18 protein-coding genes are annotated in these 15,795 nt (G+C 29.7%); 12 read left to right on the forward strand and 6 right to left on the reverse strand.

Annotation, left to right across the window (positions count from 1 at the left end):
• Nucleotides 1-10 precede the first annotated feature (10 nt).
• From ACIJYA_RS02325 to ACIJYA_RS02335, 3 genes are read right to left on the reverse strand one after another with little or no spacing between them, the layout of a single operon-like run.
• Nucleotides 11-874, reverse strand: a complete 864-nt coding sequence (locus ACIJYA_RS02325; RefSeq protein WP_435088871.1) for a DMT family transporter — start codon at nt 872-874, stop codon at nt 11-13.
• Between the two features lie 3 nt (nt 875-877).
• Complete coding sequence (locus ACIJYA_RS02330; protein ID WP_435088872.1) at nt 878-1,960, reverse strand: glycosyltransferase family 4 protein; 1,083 nt, start codon at nt 1,958-1,960, stop codon at nt 878-880.
• Entirely contained in the window at nt 1,960-2,514 is a 555-nt protein-coding gene (locus tag ACIJYA_RS02335; protein WP_435088873.1) for a thioredoxin family protein, read from the reverse strand. Before ACIJYA_RS02335 ends, ACIJYA_RS02330 begins: the two co-directional genes overlap by 1 nt.
• A gap of 20 nt (nt 2,515-2,534) precedes the next feature.
• Here ACIJYA_RS02335 and ACIJYA_RS02340 point away from each other — a divergent pair, with 20 nt between their 5' ends.
• From ACIJYA_RS02340 to ACIJYA_RS02350, 3 genes are read left to right on the forward strand one after another with little or no spacing between them, the layout of a single operon-like run.
• Nucleotides 2,535-3,047, forward strand: a complete 513-nt coding sequence (locus tag ACIJYA_RS02340) for a gamma carbonic anhydrase family protein (RefSeq protein WP_435088874.1) — start codon at nt 2,535-2,537, stop codon at nt 3,045-3,047.
• 3 nt (nt 3,048-3,050) lie between these two features.
• Complete coding sequence (locus ACIJYA_RS02345) at nt 3,051-3,971, forward strand: ROK family protein (RefSeq protein ID WP_435088875.1); 921 nt, start codon at nt 3,051-3,053, stop codon at nt 3,969-3,971.
• A 24-nt stretch (nt 3,972-3,995) separates the two neighbouring features.
• A complete protein-coding gene (locus ACIJYA_RS02350; RefSeq protein ID WP_435088876.1) occupies nt 3,996-4,286 on the forward strand; it encodes a DUF1330 domain-containing protein in 291 nt (96 codons plus the stop codon).
• 2 nt (nt 4,287-4,288) lie between these two features.
• Here ACIJYA_RS02350 and ACIJYA_RS02355 read toward each other — a convergent pair whose 3' ends face one another.
• Genes ACIJYA_RS02355 through ACIJYA_RS02365 form a run of 3 tightly spaced genes read right to left on the reverse strand, consistent with a single transcriptional unit; the run spans nt 4,289 to nt 6,014 of the window.
• Nucleotides 4,289-4,495 (reverse strand): SlyX family protein, encoded by a 207-nt coding sequence (locus ACIJYA_RS02355; RefSeq protein WP_435088877.1) that lies wholly within the window; start codon nt 4,493-4,495, stop codon nt 4,289-4,291.
• A gap of 8 nt (nt 4,496-4,503) precedes the next feature.
• Nucleotides 4,504-5,133: a flavin-binding protein gene (locus tag ACIJYA_RS02360; protein WP_435088878.1), complete on the reverse strand. Its 630-nt coding sequence runs from the start codon at nt 5,131-5,133 to the stop codon at nt 4,504-4,506.
• A gap of 5 nt (nt 5,134-5,138) precedes the next feature.
• The gene (locus ACIJYA_RS02365) at nt 5,139-6,014 is read right to left on the reverse strand and encodes an NAD(P)-dependent oxidoreductase (RefSeq protein ID WP_435088879.1); all 876 of its coding nucleotides are present in this window, start codon (nt 6,012-6,014) and stop codon (nt 5,139-5,141) included.
• 14 nt (nt 6,015-6,028) lie between these two features.
• On the opposite strand from ACIJYA_RS02365, the gene ACIJYA_RS02370 reads away from it, so the two are divergent.
• The 9 genes from ACIJYA_RS02370 to ACIJYA_RS02410 all read left to right on the forward strand — a co-directional run bounded on the left by ACIJYA_RS02370 (nt 6,029) and on the right by ACIJYA_RS02410 (nt 15,795).
• Entirely contained in the window at nt 6,029-7,234 is a 1,206-nt protein-coding gene (locus tag ACIJYA_RS02370; protein ID WP_435088880.1) for an MFS transporter, read from the forward strand.
• Nucleotides 7,235-7,277: 43 nt separating this feature from the next.
• On the forward strand, nt 7,278-7,814 hold the full coding sequence (gene rpoZ, locus ACIJYA_RS02375) for a DNA-directed RNA polymerase subunit omega (RefSeq protein WP_435088881.1): 537 nt from the start codon (nt 7,278-7,280) through the stop codon (nt 7,812-7,814).
• A 22-nt stretch (nt 7,815-7,836) separates the two neighbouring features.
• The gene (dusA, locus tag ACIJYA_RS02380) at nt 7,837-8,829 is read left to right on the forward strand and encodes a tRNA dihydrouridine(20/20a) synthase DusA (protein WP_435088882.1); all 993 of its coding nucleotides are present in this window, start codon (nt 7,837-7,839) and stop codon (nt 8,827-8,829) included.
• 40 nt (nt 8,830-8,869) lie between these two features.
• Complete coding sequence (locus tag ACIJYA_RS02385; protein WP_435088883.1) at nt 8,870-9,655, forward strand: sulfite exporter TauE/SafE family protein; 786 nt, start codon at nt 8,870-8,872, stop codon at nt 9,653-9,655.
• 59 nt (nt 9,656-9,714) lie between these two features.
• Nucleotides 9,715-11,196: a tripartite tricarboxylate transporter permease gene (locus tag ACIJYA_RS02390; RefSeq protein ID WP_435088884.1), complete on the forward strand. Its 1,482-nt coding sequence runs from the start codon at nt 9,715-9,717 to the stop codon at nt 11,194-11,196.
• On the forward strand, nt 11,189-11,635 hold the full coding sequence (locus ACIJYA_RS02395; RefSeq protein WP_435088885.1) for a tripartite tricarboxylate transporter TctB family protein: 447 nt from the start codon (nt 11,189-11,191) through the stop codon (nt 11,633-11,635). Before ACIJYA_RS02390 ends, ACIJYA_RS02395 begins: the two co-directional genes overlap by 8 nt.
• Nucleotides 11,636-11,798: 163 nt before the next feature.
• Entirely contained in the window at nt 11,799-12,779 is a 981-nt protein-coding gene (locus tag ACIJYA_RS02400) for a Bug family tripartite tricarboxylate transporter substrate binding protein (protein ID WP_435088886.1), read from the forward strand.
• A gap of 75 nt (nt 12,780-12,854) precedes the next feature.
• Complete coding sequence (gene sauS / locus ACIJYA_RS02405) at nt 12,855-14,276, forward strand: acylating sulfoacetaldehyde dehydrogenase (protein WP_435088887.1); 1,422 nt, start codon at nt 12,855-12,857, stop codon at nt 14,274-14,276.
• Nucleotides 14,277-14,280: 4 nt separating this feature from the next.
• The gene (locus ACIJYA_RS02410; RefSeq protein ID WP_435088888.1) at nt 14,281-15,795 is read left to right on the forward strand and encodes an AMP-binding protein; all 1,515 of its coding nucleotides are present in this window, start codon (nt 14,281-14,283) and stop codon (nt 15,793-15,795) included.

Here is a 15,795-nt window from a genome sequence, read left to right on the forward strand (position 1 = left end):
ACATCTTTAATCAATTTTTTGATGATTGATTTAAAACAAAAATACCCGAACAAGTAATAATTATTGCTCCAAAAATAGTAAACATATCGGGCACATCATTATAAAATATATATCCAAAAATTATTGCCCAAAAAATCAAAGTATAATGAAATGGCTGAATAATACTTGCTCTTGCTTTACTTAAAGCAATTATTTGAAGATAAAGCCCTAATGAAAAAAATATCCCTATACCTAAAAACATTGCATACGAGGATACATCTACTGGAGTCCAAAACTTAGAAGCCAACAATGACATAATTATTAATCCAATGATTGATGTATAAAATAAAGAAGTCTCATTTTTATCATGTTTAGAAACTTTTTTAGTAACGATTTGATAAAGTCCCAATATAAAAGCAGCAATCAATGGCAATAATGCTTTTGGATCAAAGATTGATGAAGTTGGTCTTAGAATAATCAAAACTCCAACAAAACCGATAAAAATTGCTACCCAAGTTTTAGGAGACACTTTTTCTTTTAAGATTATTGCTGATAGTGCCACCACTATTACTGGTGCCAGTGATCCAATACTATGAGCATTAGCTAATGATAAATATTTAAAAGATAATACAAAACATCCAGACTCTATTAATGATAATAAGCTTCTAAAGATCTGTAATTTAATATTTTTAGATTTATAAAATAAATAATTATTTTTTCTTTTAGACTCAATTAAACTCAAACATAAGACAAAAAAATATTTAACCAAAAGTAGCTGAAAAATAGAATGATGAAAAACCAAGGTTTTTTGAATAACATCTAAAATAGAAAAAGATAAATAAGCAAAGATTCCAAAAAGTATTCCAATAGACTTTTTGGATTTAAAAAGATGCATAGATTAATTTAGAATTTTTTTATATTCTTCAACAATATTTGGCCAATAGAACTTAGTGACAAAGTTTTTTGCATTTTTTCCGTACTCTAAATATTTTTTGTTTTCCAGCATGGAATTGATTGATGAATAAATTTCATCCAAATTATTACCATCACAAATTAAACCTGTTTTTTCATGATCAATTGCATCTGATGCTCCACCATCTCTACCACCAATTGAAGGGATATTGTATTGAGCAGCTTCAGTATAAGCTATCCCAAAACCTTCTACTGAAGATTTGTGAACAACAGATGGCATCACAAAAATATTTGATTTAGCAATTAAAGCATTTTTTAAATCATCACTTATATCTTTAAAAAAAATTACCTGAGCCTCTAAATCTAATTCTTTAACTAATTTTTTAACATTTTCCTCTTCATCACCATAACCAATACAAATATAAATAATATCTGGATAGATCTGTTTTAGATTTCTTAAGGCCATAACAACCTTTTCATGATTTTTTCGTTTATCAAATCTAGAAACGGTAATTAATCTTGGTGATTTTACTGCAAGTAAGCTTTCGACTTTATCTAATGATTTTTGGTCAAGTTCTTTTATAGGATCTATGCCTGGGTTGATAACAGTAATTTTTTCCTTTTTAACTCCAATATCAATAGCTAAATTTTTAGTATACTCTGAATTAGCAATTATTTTTTCAACATTATTTAAAACATTTAATAAACGTTTATTAATTCCTGATCCTTTAGCATGGTTAATTTCTTTACCGTGAATTAAGCAATATTTCTTTTTATTAGTTTTTAAATGCTCTAAGCTTTTCCAATGATCTGCAATAATTCCATTTACTTTGCTATCTTTTACAAATTCATCAATTAGATAAGCTTTTCTATATTTTCTAAGCAATTTAGGTCCACCAACTCTTTCAATAGAAAACGATGCTTGCTCATCAAAGATTTTATGGCTTTCAATGTAATCAGCAAAAACTTTAATCATAAAGCTTTTTGAAAGTTCTCTTGCAAGTCCCCACATCAAACTTTGCATCCCACCAACTTCTGGTGGAAAAGATCTAGTTACAATTAAATACATCAATCATACTTCCATTTGATACCACATCCAGCACTTGGAATTTGATCTTGTGGTCCGTTACCAGTTTCAGCAATTTGTTTCATAGACTTTAATAAATCACTTTCAGCATTTTTTACTGGTATAAAATTTTTAAGTTCTCTTAATCTACCTCTATATTGAAGTTCTAAATTTTTATTATAGCCAAAAAAATCTGGAGTACATACTGCATCATATGCTTTAGCAATTTCCTGTGTATCATCTTGAAGATATGGAAAACTAAACTGATTATTATTTGAAAATTTAATCATATTCTCAAATGAGTCTTCCGGATAATTAACAGCATCATTAGAACATATGGCAACTGAATTAATTCCAATTTTCTTTAATTCATTACAGTCTTCAACTAATTCTTTTGTAATAGCTTTTACATATGGACAATGGTTACAGATAAACATTATCAAGGTTCCGTTTTCACCCTTAATATCATCTAAAGTAATAATTTTATTTTCAGTAGATTTTAATTCAAAGGGTAAAGCTTTTTTACCAAAATCACATATTGGAGTTTGAACTGGCATACTATAAGAATATATAAATTATGTTTTATGATTTAAAAGATAAAAAACCACAAAACTCTGGCGAAAATTGGGTAGCACCTAACGCAACCATTATAGGAGATGTTACTTTAGAAAAGAACTCTAGTATTTGGTTTAATGCAGTTTTGCGTGGAGATATTGAAAATATTCATATAGGCGAGGGATCAAATATACAAGACGGCAGTGTTTTGCATACTGATCCAGGTTGTCCTTTAAAAGTTGGAAAAGATGTTACGGTTGGTCATCTTGTTATGCTTCATGGATGCACAATTGGGGACAATAGTTTAATTGGAATTGGTGCTGTTATACTTAATAATGCTAAAATTGGTAAAAATTGTATTATTGGTGCTAAAGCTCTAATTACTGAAAACAAAGAAATACCAGATAACTCGTTGGTGGTTGGTTCACCAGGTAAAGTTATAAGAGAAGTAACAGAAGAAGAGAAAAAATCAGTTCTAGAAAATACCAAACACTATCAAGATAATTGGAAGAAATACTCTAAATCAGTATTTTAATTAATGAGTAGGAAATTTAAAATTGGTATTGATTATGGAGGTACCAAAATTGAAGGAATTCTTTTAGATGAAAAGGGACTTCAAATAGAGAGAAAAAGATACTCATATGAAAAAAATTATTTGTCAGGAATTGAAACAGTAAAAAAACTTGTAGATGAATTTGATAAACTAAGTAATCAAATTTGCACAGTTGGTGTGGGAATACCAGGTTTTTCATCTAAGGAAACAGGATTGGTTACAAACGCTAACTCTATGTGGTTAAATGACAAACCATTTAAAAAAGATTTAGAAATTACACTTAATAGAAAAGTAAAGTTAATGAATGATGCTAATTGCTTTACTTTATCAGAAGCTGTTGATGGAGCTGGAAAAGATTATCAATCTATTTTTGGAATAATAATTGGTACAGGTTTTGGTGGAGCGCTCTCATTTAATAAAGAAATTATTGAAGGAGCTAATCAAATTGCAGGTGACTGGGGTCACCAACCTCTTCCTTACCCAACAAAAGAGGAAATTGAAACAAAGATAAATTGTCCATCAATGAATTGCGGAAGACCTCTATGTGCAGAACAATTTATGTCAGGTATCGGTTTTAAAGATGTATTTAATCAAAAACATAATACAAATTTTTCCTCAGAAGAAATTGTACAACTTGATTTAGATGGAGATCCTAGGGCTAATTTGGAATTAGATTTATATGAAGACAGGATGGCAAGATTAATGGCAGTGATGATAGGTATTTTTGATCCAGATGCCATTATACTTGGAGGAGGGATGTCAAACATAGATAGACTTTATAAAAATATTCCATCTCTAATACCCAAATATACTTTTTCAAATAAAGTAATAACAAAAGTGTCAAAAAATTTTCATGGAGACTTAAGTGGAGTTAGAGGTGCCGCTTGGCTTTGGAATAATGTATAATATTTTTACAAAAAGGAGAGAACAATGTCAGCAGGTTATGTAATAGCACAATTAAAAGTAACAAATCCTGAAAATTATAAAGAGTATGTGGCTAAAGTCTCAGAGGTTGTTAAAAAATATGACGGTGAATACCTTGTTAGAAATGGTGAATATCAAGTTGTTGAGGGAGAAGATAATTTTCCAAGATTGGTAATCATTAAATTTCCATCTTATGAAAGAGCTTTAGAATGGTATCATTCAGATGAATATAAACCTGTTAAAGATATACGATTACAAAATTCTGAGGGGAGTAATATAATAGTAAAAGGCGTATAAATTTAATAATGAGGTGGTTTTTTATCTTCTTTAAAAATATCTGAAGTTATCTCACCATTCAGTTCTTCAATTTTTTTATTTAAATTTGTAATTTCTCCCTTTAAATTTTTAATTTCTTTTTGTTGAGAATATAGCTCACTGCTTATTTGAGATATTTCTTGTTGAAGAAATGTAATCTGTTCTTCTAATTTTTTAACTAAATTTTCCATAAAAAAAACTAAGGAACCAACCAATAATCCCTGCTAACAGTATTTTCAGAACCAAGATTATCAGCAAATTCAAATCGTGCTCTTCGATGACCTTTAGCTGCTAGATAAAGCCACTCAATAGATTTAATTTTACACTGAATGACAGTAAAGTTTTTATAACCTTCTTCACTTTGTTCTTTTGTGTAGTCAAAATTATCACGCTCCGGTTTTAATCCAGAAGTTGGAATATCACTTTCTGTTCCAGGCCCATTATCAACTAAATAACATTTTCTAGATATATGTTGTGTTTTAGACCAAGACTCTTTTGTTATTTCGTTGTCATGATTAACAGTACATTCTACTTTAAGTCTTACCTGAATTTTTTCCTCTTTATCATAGAATAAAATTGCAGCATTTTTATTAGCTTTTAATTTTCTAATTTTATCTGATCTAATATCACTATGGTATTGAATAAGATTGTTAGCTTCATCAGCCTTTCTTAGAACAACTATTCGTCCATCAAAATCAGATTGATCTCCACAAATAAATACAGGTATTCTAAAAGGTGAGCTTCTATCTTTAACTGCATTTGTTAACATTGACCAAATTTTCTTTTTGATCTCAGCAAAATCCTCGTAGTAAGGAACTGTGTCAGTCACAGATATTATTTCTTCTTCTTTAGTAAGGCAATTAGACTTGAACTATCCCAACGATTACCACCCATTTCTTGAACTTTTGCATAGTAGCCATCAATAAGTTCTGTAATTGGAACTGGGGAACCATTTTTTTTTGCTTCCTCAATGACAATTGCCAAATCTTTTCTCATCCAGTCTACAGCAAAACCATAATCAAACTTATCATCAGTCATAGTTCTATATCTATTTTCCATTTGCCAAGATTGGGCGGCACCTTTGGATATAGTTTCCATAACGATATCCATATCTAAGCCAGCATTAATTCCAAAATTAATAGCTTCTGATAAACCTTGTACCGCTCCTGCAATACACATTTGGTTCATCATTTTAGTTAATTGACCACTTCCTGATTTACCAATTAATTTTACTTTTCTACTGTAGCAATCAATTACTGCTTCAGCTTTTTTAAATACAGCTTCATCACCACCAACCATAACAGTTAGTATTCCACCTTCAGCACCAGCTTGACCACCTGATATAGGAGCATCTAAAAAATCAAATCCTTTATCTTTAGCGGCTTTATACAGTTCTCTTGATATCTCTGCGGATACAGTGGAATTATCAACATAAACTGAACCTTCTTTAGCAGTATTGAATAATCCATTTTCACCAAGTGATACTTCCCTTAAATCATTATCATTTCCAACACAGGTAAAAATAAAATCAGCACCTTCAGCTGCTTTTGCAGGTGTATCTGCTTTTGAACCTTTATATTCTGCAATCCATTTGTCAGCTTTAGCAGCTGTTCTATTATAAACAGTTACATTGTGACCAGCTTTTGATATATAACCTGCCATTGGATAACCCATGACACCAAGACCTATGAAAGCAACATTACAAGACATAATTTTTATTTCCTATGTTTAATAGTTTGAAGTTTAAAGTAATTCTATTTGGATTTATTTTTACATTTTTTTCTAGCTTTGGACAGAGTTATTTTCTAGGCCTATTTAATTCCAGTATTAGAGAAGCACTATCTATTACCCACGGACAATTTGGCTCAATTTTTGCATCAGCAACCTTATGCAGTAGTCTTCTATTAATTTGGGTTGGGAAAAAGATAGATGATGTAAATATTTTTAAATTTGCTTTTTTTGTAACTATTCTTTTATCATTTGCTTGTTTCTTCTTTTCAAGAATAACATCAGTTTTTTTATTATTTATTGGAATTTTTTTAATGAGATTTTCAGGACAAGGAATGATGTCTCATACAGCTTCAACAACTATTTCAAGATACTTTACCAGAACCAGAGGTAGAGCTTTAAGTATAAGCTGGTTTGGTCTTTCATCTGCAGAATTTGTAATGCCCGTTCTAATGGTATATTTATTAACAATCATAGATTGGCAGAGTTTTTGGATTATTTTTTCCATTACAGTTTTAATAATTTTACCAATTGTATCTTTTTTATTAATTAAAAATTTAAATTTAGACTCAAGAGAGGCTAATGATGAAAATAAAAAAGAAGTTGAAATTAAACAATGGAAGAGAAGGGAAGTAATAAAGGATTATAGATTTTATATCATAAGCTCGAACATGTTAGCAATGCCGTGGATATTTACTGGTTTTGCTGTTTTTCAATCTTTTGTTCAAACTTCAAAAGGATGGGGTCCATATGTAATTGCTCAATCATTTATGTCTTATTCAATTTTTTCAGTACTTACTTTATTTTTATCAGGTTTTTTAATTGATAAATATTCAAGTAGAAAATTATTAATTTATATGAATATTCCACTTTTATTATCTGTAATTGTTTTATTCTCTTTCGATACACCTGTTACAGCTTTTGTATTTTTAGGTTTAGTAGGGATATCTAATGGATTCGCAAATATATTAGGATCTTCTACTTGGGCTGAGTTATATGGAGTTAAGTATTTAGGATCTATTAAAGCTTTAACTACTGCATTGATGGTGTTTGCCACAGCTTTTGGAACTGCTTTATTTGGGTATTTGATAGATACAGGTTTTACAGTGAGTGATATAGCTGTTGTATCAGGCGCTTATATATTCATTTCTTTAATCCTACTTTTCTTTGTAAGAAAAAAACTAAATCCGGTAATAATTTAGAAAATCCTTGCATTTTTAAGATCTCGGGTATAAATAATCGCCCATGGCAAGAGTAACTGTAGAAGATTGTATAGATAAAGTAGATAGCCCATACGAATTAGTGCTTGTTGCTAAAGAAAGAGCTACTCAATTAAATTCTGGTATCGAACCAACTTTGGATAGAGATAACGACAAAAATACAGTTATTTCTTTAAGAGAAATTGCAGAAGAAAAAATTCAAGTATCAGATTTAACTGACAGTGCAGTTTACAAACTTAGAAAACATGTTGAGCAAGTTGACGATGGTTCTGAGGATGATGAAGAAGTGGGTGATGATTTTGAAAACATGTACAAAGGTGAAATTTCAAAAAGTGGAACACCTATTTTACCATCTAAAAGAGCAAGAAAAACTCCAGAAAAAATTCAAGTTTCCCAAGATGATTTAGCTGAATTATCAGAGACAGCTAAACCAGACATAGATGTATCAGCTGAAGAAGAAACAATGAATGACCAAGGTGAGGTATCACTTGATGAAGTTTCAGAACAAGAAAATCAAGAGGCAGAAGTAATTACAGAAGATTCAGACGCTTCAAACTCATAATAAAATCATATAAAGTTAAACCATGAATAGGAAAGTATCAGTAGCTCCTATGATGGATTGTACAGATCGTCATGAGCGTTACTTTTTAAGATTGATTTCAAAAAACACACTTCTTTATACAGAGATGGTTGTTGATGAAGCAATTAATAGAGGTGATAAAAAACGATTACTTCAATTTAACATTAATGAAAAACCAGTTGCTCTTCAATTGGGAGGATCTTCTCCAAAACTTTTAGCCGAAGCTTCTAAAATTGGTGAAGATTTTGGTTATGATGAAATAAATTTAAATTTAGGGTGTCCAAGTAAAAAAGTTGAAAAAAGTAAATTCGGTGCATGTTTAATGAAAGAGCCAAATTTAGTTGCAGATTGCTTAAGCAAAATGCAGGCTTCAACCAATTTACCCGTAACTATCAAAACTAGAATTGGATATGATAATGTTGAAGATTATGAAAATCTTCATAATTTTATAACAACTCTTAAATCAACTGGTATTAAAACATTCATTATTCATGCTAGAAAAGCAATGTTAGGTAAGTTTACCCCTAAACAAAATTTAAACATTCCACCTTTAAAATATGAGTATGTTTACAAATTAAAAAAAGATTTCCCTAATGAAGAGATAATTATTAATGGTGGAATAACATCTGTAGATCAAATAAAGCCACTTCTTCAAAAAACAGATGGTGTGATGATTGGAAGGGCAGCTTACCATACACCTTATATGTTGGCAGATATTGAAAAAGAAATTTTTGGGACTGAAAACGTCTTAAGTAGACAAGATATCATTGAACAATTAATTCCTTATGTAAAAGATGAAATTAAGAAGGGCACAAGATTAAATCAAATAATGAGACATACTATTGGTTTATTTCATGGACAAACAGGAGCTAGTTATTGGAAAAGATATTTAAGCGAAAATATGTGCGTAAGAGATGCAGATGTTAAAAAAATTGATCACATTATGGATAAGATTAAGTACAATAATATTGTTACAAGTGTAGGGCAATCTGCTTAATTCAATTTTAGCAAACGAATATAGTTATTTTATCTTATTAATGGCATTAACAGCCATACCTGTTGGTTTTATAGCTGGTCTGTTTGGTATCGGTGGAGGATTGGTAATGGTTCCATTTTTATTTTATGTTTTTGAAAGCTTAAATATTGATACAAATTATATTATGCACCTGGCTGTTGGAACTTCTTTTGGTATTATTATTCCAACTTCTTTTGTTTCTGTAATGACTCATTATAAACTTGGAGCTGTTGATACAAATTTGGTTAAAACTTACGGTATATTTACAGTGATAGGTGTTTCATTGGGTACAATTTTTGCAGTTTATTTAAATACTAAAAATATGGTTTTATTTTTTTCTTTGGTACTTTTTTTGTTAAGTTTGTATTTATTATTTTTGAAAGAAAAAGAAACCATAATAGCAATTTCGATTAAGCAGAAATATAAAATTATTTTTGGCTTAATTTCTGGATTTATTTCTGCGCCCATGGGTATTGGAGGAGCAGTTATGAACGTACCAATATTTAAGTTTTTTGGCTATTCAATTAATAGAGCTATTGGGACAGCCGCAGCAATCGGTTTTTTTATTGCATTATTTGGTGCTATCGGTTTTGTCATAAGTGGCACCTATTTAAAGACCAATTTACCTCTTAGTGTTGGTTTTCTAAATATACCTACTTTTTTAATCTTCATTCCTATTACAACTTTTATGGCTAGAATCGGTGCTCGGACAGTTCATAAAATCGATAAACAAAAAATAAGTAAATATTTTGGACTTTTATTGTTTGTGGTGGCTTGTAAATTTTTATACGAATATTTAACGATTTAAACTTTAATTCTTCTATAGACTTTTTGATTAAAATTTAGTTAGAATTAAATTTTAACATTATGGAGTTTATAGGATATTTTTCTAACGTTTTCATATTTGAAAATTTATTAATTTTAGTTTTAGGAACTATTGGTGGACTTTTAATGGGAGCTGCTCCTGGATTGAGTCCTACAATGGCAGTTGCTTTATTAATTCCTTTCACTTTTAAAATGAGTCCTGACCAAGGTTTAATTATGCTTGGTGCGGTTTATACGGCTACTGTTGCTGGTGGAGCAATTAGTGCAATATTATTAAAAATACCTGGAGCTCCTGCAAACATTGCAACAGTTATGGATGGCTATCCAATGGCAAAAAGTGGTAAATCAAAAGAAGCTCTACATTATTGTTTTATCAGTTCATTCATTGGTGGCGTAATAGGAATTATTATTTTAATTTTTTTTACTCCTATATTAGCAAATTTTGCTCTTAAGTTTGGCCCATCACATATGTTTTGGATAGCAATATTTGGTGTTACTGTAATTGCAACATTAGATTCTAATTCAATAATTAAAGGACTTTTTTCTGGAGCCATCGGTTTATGGTTGGCAACTATAGGGTATGACTCTGTGTTAGGTGTTGAAAGATTTGTTTTTAATCCAATTTTTTCAGGAGGTATAAATATTATTGCTGCTTTGGTTGGTTTGTTTGCTATCCCTCAAGTCTTATCAATGATTGAAAAAAAACAATTAGATTCTGATCAATTTCAAATGGAAAAAAAAAGTATAGTTCAGTCTATTATTTACAATCTTTCAAGAATTAAAGCATTAGTAGTTGGAAGCGTATCTGGAGTTATAATTGGTTTAATCCCTGGTGCAGGAGGACAGATAGCAGGACTTGTATCTTACGATCAAATAAAAAAATTAAGTAAAAATAAAGAAAATTTTGGAAAAGGAGAACCTGATGGAATTATTGCCGCTGAGTCTGCAAACAATGCTATGGTTGGCCCATCTTTAGTTCCTTTACTTACACTCGGGGTTCCAGGAAGTCCAACAGCAGCTGTTTTGTTGGGAGGCTTATTAATACATGGAATGTTTCCAGGACCAAATCTTTTTACAATTTATGCTGAAACAACATGGACTTTTATTAATTCATTATTAGTTGCACAATTTATGATGTTGATTTTTGGATTATATATTAGCGGTTTAGCAAAATATGTAATTAAAACTCCAACAAATTATATGGCTGCAGCTATAACGATACTTGCTATCTTTGGAACCTATAGTGTCCAACATAACTTTGCGGATGTGATTGTTATGTTGTTTTTAGGTGTTTCAATGTTTTTTTTATCAAAATTTGGTTTTACAGCTGCACCGATAGTTTTAGGTTTAATATTAGGGCCAATTGCTGAAACTAATTTTAGTCAAGCAAAAATAATTGCAGATACACAAGAGGGTATTTTTAGATATTTAACATCAGGATATTTAAATTTAACAATAATAACATTATGTATAATTTCTATAGTTTATGGAATTGTTTCAGAAATGAAGAGAAAAAATGCTTAAGATAAATAATTTAATATCTTTGATTTGTATATTATTTATCTCAATTTTATTAGCATTTGCTTCGTTCACTGGTGGTTCAGAAAATACATCTGAAGCATATTTATTTCCAAAATTAATAACATCTGTAATGATAATCTTATCTTCTTTTTCATTAATCTTTTATTTTTTAAATAAAACTTTATCAGTTGCAGAGATTGATATTAAAAAACTATCAGTTTATTTAGTTTCTTTAATTATATTTATTTTTATCGGCGAAACTATTGGGTTTTATCTTTTAGCTATATTATTGTTTTTTATAAATAGTTACTACTATTCAGAAAATAAAAATATTAAAAAAATAATTCAAACCATAATTATAACAACTATATTCATGTTATTTATCTATTTCCTTTTTTCTATTATGCTTAAAGTTCAAGTGCCTAGATTTTTTCTTTTTTAGAAATATTTAATTAAGAATACAATCACAAGTAGTATTTTAAATAAGATACCTTTAAGACAAGTAATTTTACGTATCTTAAATATAATTAAAAAATATAACTAAAAAAAATAATGGTCAGACCAATTTTATTGTGATCTAATTTCTATTAACAGAGGAGGTAGATATGAATATAAAAAAATTTTTTTTATATATCACAATAATCTTATCGCTTCTTTCATTTGGATCAATTGCTAAAGCAGCTGATTATCCTGATAGACCGATAAGTGTAATGGTAGCTTATAACCCAGGTGGTGCTACTGATTTTCAAGCAAGACTAGTAACAATGATGGCGGCTCATCCTAAGAAAGATTATTTAGGACAGCCAATAGTTATTGTTAATAAACCTGGGGCTGGTGGAAAAGTAGGATGGAATTGGTTTGCATCTAAAGCTAGAAAAGATGGATATGATTTAGCTGCTTACAACATCCCACATTTTGTATCTCAATCAATAGTATTTGATGATACAAAATACAACATAGATAACTTGGAACCTATAGCGAACTGGGGAGCAGATCCAGCGGTTTTGATTGTCAGTAAAGACAGTCAATTCAATTCAGTTGGTGATATGGTTAAATTTGCAAAAGCGAATCCAGGTAAAGTTACTTTTTCAGGTGCTGGAAAATTTGTTGGTCATCATATAGCTTTTTTACAATTTCAAAAAGCTAGTGGAGCAAAGTTAACTTATGTTCCTCATACAGGAGGTGTTCCTGCATTAGCAGCTGTTAAAGGCGGTCAAGTAATGGCTGGTTTTAATAATCTTTCAGATGCTTTCAGAAGTCAGAATGATATTAAAATTTTAGCAATTGCTGATCTTCAAAGAGAAAAAACATTTTTACCAAATGTTCCAACATTAAAAGAAGAAGGTCTTGATGTTGATAATTCTAGTGTAAACTTTAGAGGCATCATGGCTCCAAAAGGAACTTCACCAGAAATTATTGAATATTTAGCAGCTAAAGTTCCTTTAATGTTTAATGATAAAAAAACTTTGAAACAAATGAAAAAAGGTGGTTCACCTGTTAGAATTATGAACAGAGCTGAAGTACAAGAAATGTGGAAAGCTAGAAAAGTAAGCTTAACAAAACTTCTTGCTGGACTAAAACCTTAATAGTAATTATTACTATATCAATAAAGTTTCGCCTTAATATTTTAAGGCGAAACTTCCGAAACTTAGTAAAAAATTATGAATAACAAGTCTTCTTCAGAAATAGTTCAATCATTAGTTCTTAAAGCAAAAAAAGCTCAATCTATTTTTGAAAATTATAATCAAAATCAAGTTGACGAAGTTGTTACCGCAGTTGCTTGGGCATTATGTAAGCCATCTAATAACAAAAAAATATCAAATTTAGCTGTGAGTGAAACTGGCCTTGGAAATCCAGAAGACAAAATTTTAAAGAATAAAAGAAAAACACTTGGACTGTTAAGAGATCTAAAAAATATCAAAACTGTAGGAGTGATTAATGAAAACAAGAAAAAAGGAATTATTGAAATAGCAAAACCAGTTGGAATTGTTGCAGCTGTTACACCGTCAACCAATCCAGCAGCAACTCCAATAAACAATATTATTAATGCCTTGAAAGGAAGAAATTCGATTATAGTTTCTCCATCACCAGCAGGATCTAAAGTTTTTAGGGATTTATTAATATTAATTAATAATGAGTTAAAAAAAATTAGTGTTCCTGAAAATTTAATTCAAACTTTTGATTGTGATGTCACAAAAGAGTTAACTAATGAGCTAATGAAAAATGTTGATTTAGTTATTGTAACCGGCTCATTAAATAATGTTAGGGAAGCTGCAAAATCTGGCACTAAAGCAATTGGTGTTGGACAGGGAAATGTAACATCAATTGTTGATGAAACAGCTGATTTAGTAGACGCTTTTAAAAAGATTAAAATGTCAAAAACATTCGACAACGCCACAAGCTGTTCATCAGAAAATAATTTGATTTTAATTGAAGATATCTATGAAAAAGCAATCAACTTATTATCTAAAGAAAATGCAGTTTTACTCAATAAAAATCAAAAAGAGGTTTTACAGAAAAATTTATGGATTGATGGAAAACTAAATAGAAAAATAATTGCAAAATCAGCAAAATTTATTGCAAATGAGTTAAATCTTAAAGTAGATGAAGATGTTCAAATATTAATGGTTGAAGAAGATGGAGTTGGATTAGACTACCCTTTTTCAGGTGAAAAATTATCACCAGTGTTGACCGTATATAGAGTCAAAAACTTTAATGATGCTAAGGAATTAGCCAAAAAAATTCTAAATTATCAGGGCATAGGCCATTCCGTTGGTGTACATACCAAAAAAGATGAAAGAGTAATTGAATTAGGATTAGATTTATCTGTGTGCAGAGTGATTGTTAATCAAGCACATACATTTGCTACAGGCGGAAGTTTTACCAATGGTCTACCTTTTTCTCTATCAATGGGTTGTGGAACTTGGCAAAAAAATACAATTGATAATAATTTAAATTACAAACATTTTTTAAATATAACTAAAATATCTAATTTAATCCCAGGTAAGGAAGCTGAACTTAAAGAGTATTTTAAAGATTACTGTGAAAAAAATGACCCCAAAGAATTAAAAAATTTAGAATAGTTGAATGGAATTAGGCACAGTAAGAGATTTTATAAACTTTAATTCAGAAAATAATCCAAATTTAGATTTTATTACTTGCCCAAATACTCAAAAAAAAATAACAAATAAAAACCTTAAAATAAATTTAGATAAGATAAATTATTATTTATCTGTTGAAAAAAAACAGAAGAAAAATTCACTTATTTGTACACTGACAGAAAATTCACTAAGCGGAATTCAACTCATGTTAGGAATTATGTATTCTGGAATGATACAAGTTCCTCTCAATTTAGTGGCAGGAGAGGAGCAGCTAGCATACATCATTGAGCATTCTGAATCTAAACTATTACTTTCAACTAAATCAAATTTAAGTTTAGCACAAAGAATAATCAAAAAGTCTAGAAGTGAAGTTGAACTTATAGAAATTGATAAAGACAATTTTATAGATGAATTAAATGATGAAAAAATAGAATTAGATAATCTTAATAAATCTAACAACGCTTTGTTAATGTATACATCGGGTACAACTGGAAAACCCAAAGGTGTAATGCTCACTCATGACAATGTTTTAAATGGAGGTAAAAACGTTTTAATTTCACATGAATTGATTACTACGGACAAGGCATTATGCGTTCTTCCATTATATCACATTAATGGCCTAATAGTTACGGTAATGGGACCATTAGTAAGTCAAAGCTCATTAGTTTTATCTGAAAAGTTTTCTGCTACAAATTTTTGGAAACACATTGAAGAATTTAAATGTACCTGGTTTAGCATAGTACCAACTATAGTTTCTTCATTATTAAATAAATATTCAGAAGCTGAATTTAAATCATTGGATACATCATTTATAAGATTTGGTAGAAGTGCATCGGCAGCATTAGCCCCAGAAACACATAAGAATTTTGAAGAAAAATTTAAGATAAAGATGATTGAAACAATGGGTCTGACAGAAACGTGTGCTCCTATTTTGTCTAATCCGCCTTCTCCCAATCCTATTAAATACGGCTCACCTGGTATACCTTATGGAAACGAAGTTAAAATTTTTGATAATGAATTTAATGAAGTTGAAAGAAATACAATCGGTCAAATTTGTGTAAGAGGTAAAAATGTGATGAAAGAATATTATAAAGATCCCAACGAAACAAAAAAAAGTTTTTACAATGATTGGCTTTTAACGGGTGATTTAGGTTTAATGGACTCTGAAGATTTTGTCTTTGTAAAAGGTAGAATTAAAGAACTCATAATTAAAGGAGGTGAAAATATTTCACCAAGAGAAATTGATGATGTTTTGTATCAACATCCCGATGTACTTGAAGCAGCAGCATTTGGTGATGAATGTAGTCATTATGGTGAAACTGTAAAAGCAGGTGTTGTGTTGAAAAATAAAAACTCATTAACTGAAATAGATTTGATTAATCATTGTTCAAAAATTTTAGGTAAATTTAAATCACCAGAAAATATATTTTTTTTTGATGAACTTCCAAAAGGATCTTCAGGAAAAATTCAAAGATTAAAGATTAAAAATTTAATTAAATAA

The organism is Candidatus Pelagibacter bacterium nBUS_29, from assembly GCF_051200905.1.
Lineage (GTDB): Bacteria > Pseudomonadota > Alphaproteobacteria > Pelagibacterales > Pelagibacteraceae > Pelagibacter.

Bases quoted from the DNA above. Each gene is read 5' to 3' on its own strand.
- ACIJYA_RS02325 (WP_435088871.1), bottom strand. From the start codon at position 874: ATGCATCTTTTTAAATCCAAAAAGTCTATTGGAATACTTTTTGGAATC.
- ACIJYA_RS02330 (WP_435088872.1), bottom strand. From the start codon at position 1,960: ATGTATTTAATTGTAACTAGATCTTTTCCACCAGAAGTTGGTGGGATG.
- ACIJYA_RS02335 (WP_435088873.1), bottom strand. From the start codon at position 2,514: ATGCCAGTTCAAACTCCAATATGTGATTTTGGTAAAAAAGCTTTACCC.
- ACIJYA_RS02340 (WP_435088874.1), top strand. From the start codon at position 2,535: ATGTTTTATGATTTAAAAGATAAAAAACCACAAAACTCTGGCGAAAAT.
- ACIJYA_RS02345 (WP_435088875.1), top strand. From the start codon at position 3,051: ATGAGTAGGAAATTTAAAATTGGTATTGATTATGGAGGTACCAAAATT.
- ACIJYA_RS02350 (WP_435088876.1), top strand. From the start codon at position 3,996: ATGTCAGCAGGTTATGTAATAGCACAATTAAAAGTAACAAATCCTGAA.
- ACIJYA_RS02355 (WP_435088877.1), bottom strand. From the start codon at position 4,495: ATGGAAAATTTAGTTAAAAAATTAGAAGAACAGATTACATTTCTTCAA.
- ACIJYA_RS02365 (WP_435088879.1), bottom strand. From the start codon at position 6,014: ATGTCTTGTAATGTTGCTTTCATAGGTCTTGGTGTCATGGGTTATCCA.
- ACIJYA_RS02370 (WP_435088880.1), top strand. From the start codon at position 6,029: ATGTTTAATAGTTTGAAGTTTAAAGTAATTCTATTTGGATTTATTTTT.
- rpoZ (WP_435088881.1), top strand. From the start codon at position 7,278: ATGGCAAGAGTAACTGTAGAAGATTGTATAGATAAAGTAGATAGCCCA.
- dusA (WP_435088882.1), top strand. From the start codon at position 7,837: ATGAATAGGAAAGTATCAGTAGCTCCTATGATGGATTGTACAGATCGT.
- ACIJYA_RS02385 (WP_435088883.1), top strand. From the start codon at position 8,870: ATGGCATTAACAGCCATACCTGTTGGTTTTATAGCTGGTCTGTTTGGT.
- ACIJYA_RS02390 (WP_435088884.1), top strand. From the start codon at position 9,715: ATGGAGTTTATAGGATATTTTTCTAACGTTTTCATATTTGAAAATTTA.
- ACIJYA_RS02395 (WP_435088885.1), top strand. From the start codon at position 11,189: ATGCTTAAGATAAATAATTTAATATCTTTGATTTGTATATTATTTATC.
- ACIJYA_RS02400 (WP_435088886.1), top strand. From the start codon at position 11,799: ATGAATATAAAAAAATTTTTTTTATATATCACAATAATCTTATCGCTT.
- sauS (WP_435088887.1), top strand. From the start codon at position 12,855: ATGAATAACAAGTCTTCTTCAGAAATAGTTCAATCATTAGTTCTTAAA.
- ACIJYA_RS02410 (WP_435088888.1), top strand. From the start codon at position 14,281: ATGGAATTAGGCACAGTAAGAGATTTTATAAACTTTAATTCAGAAAAT.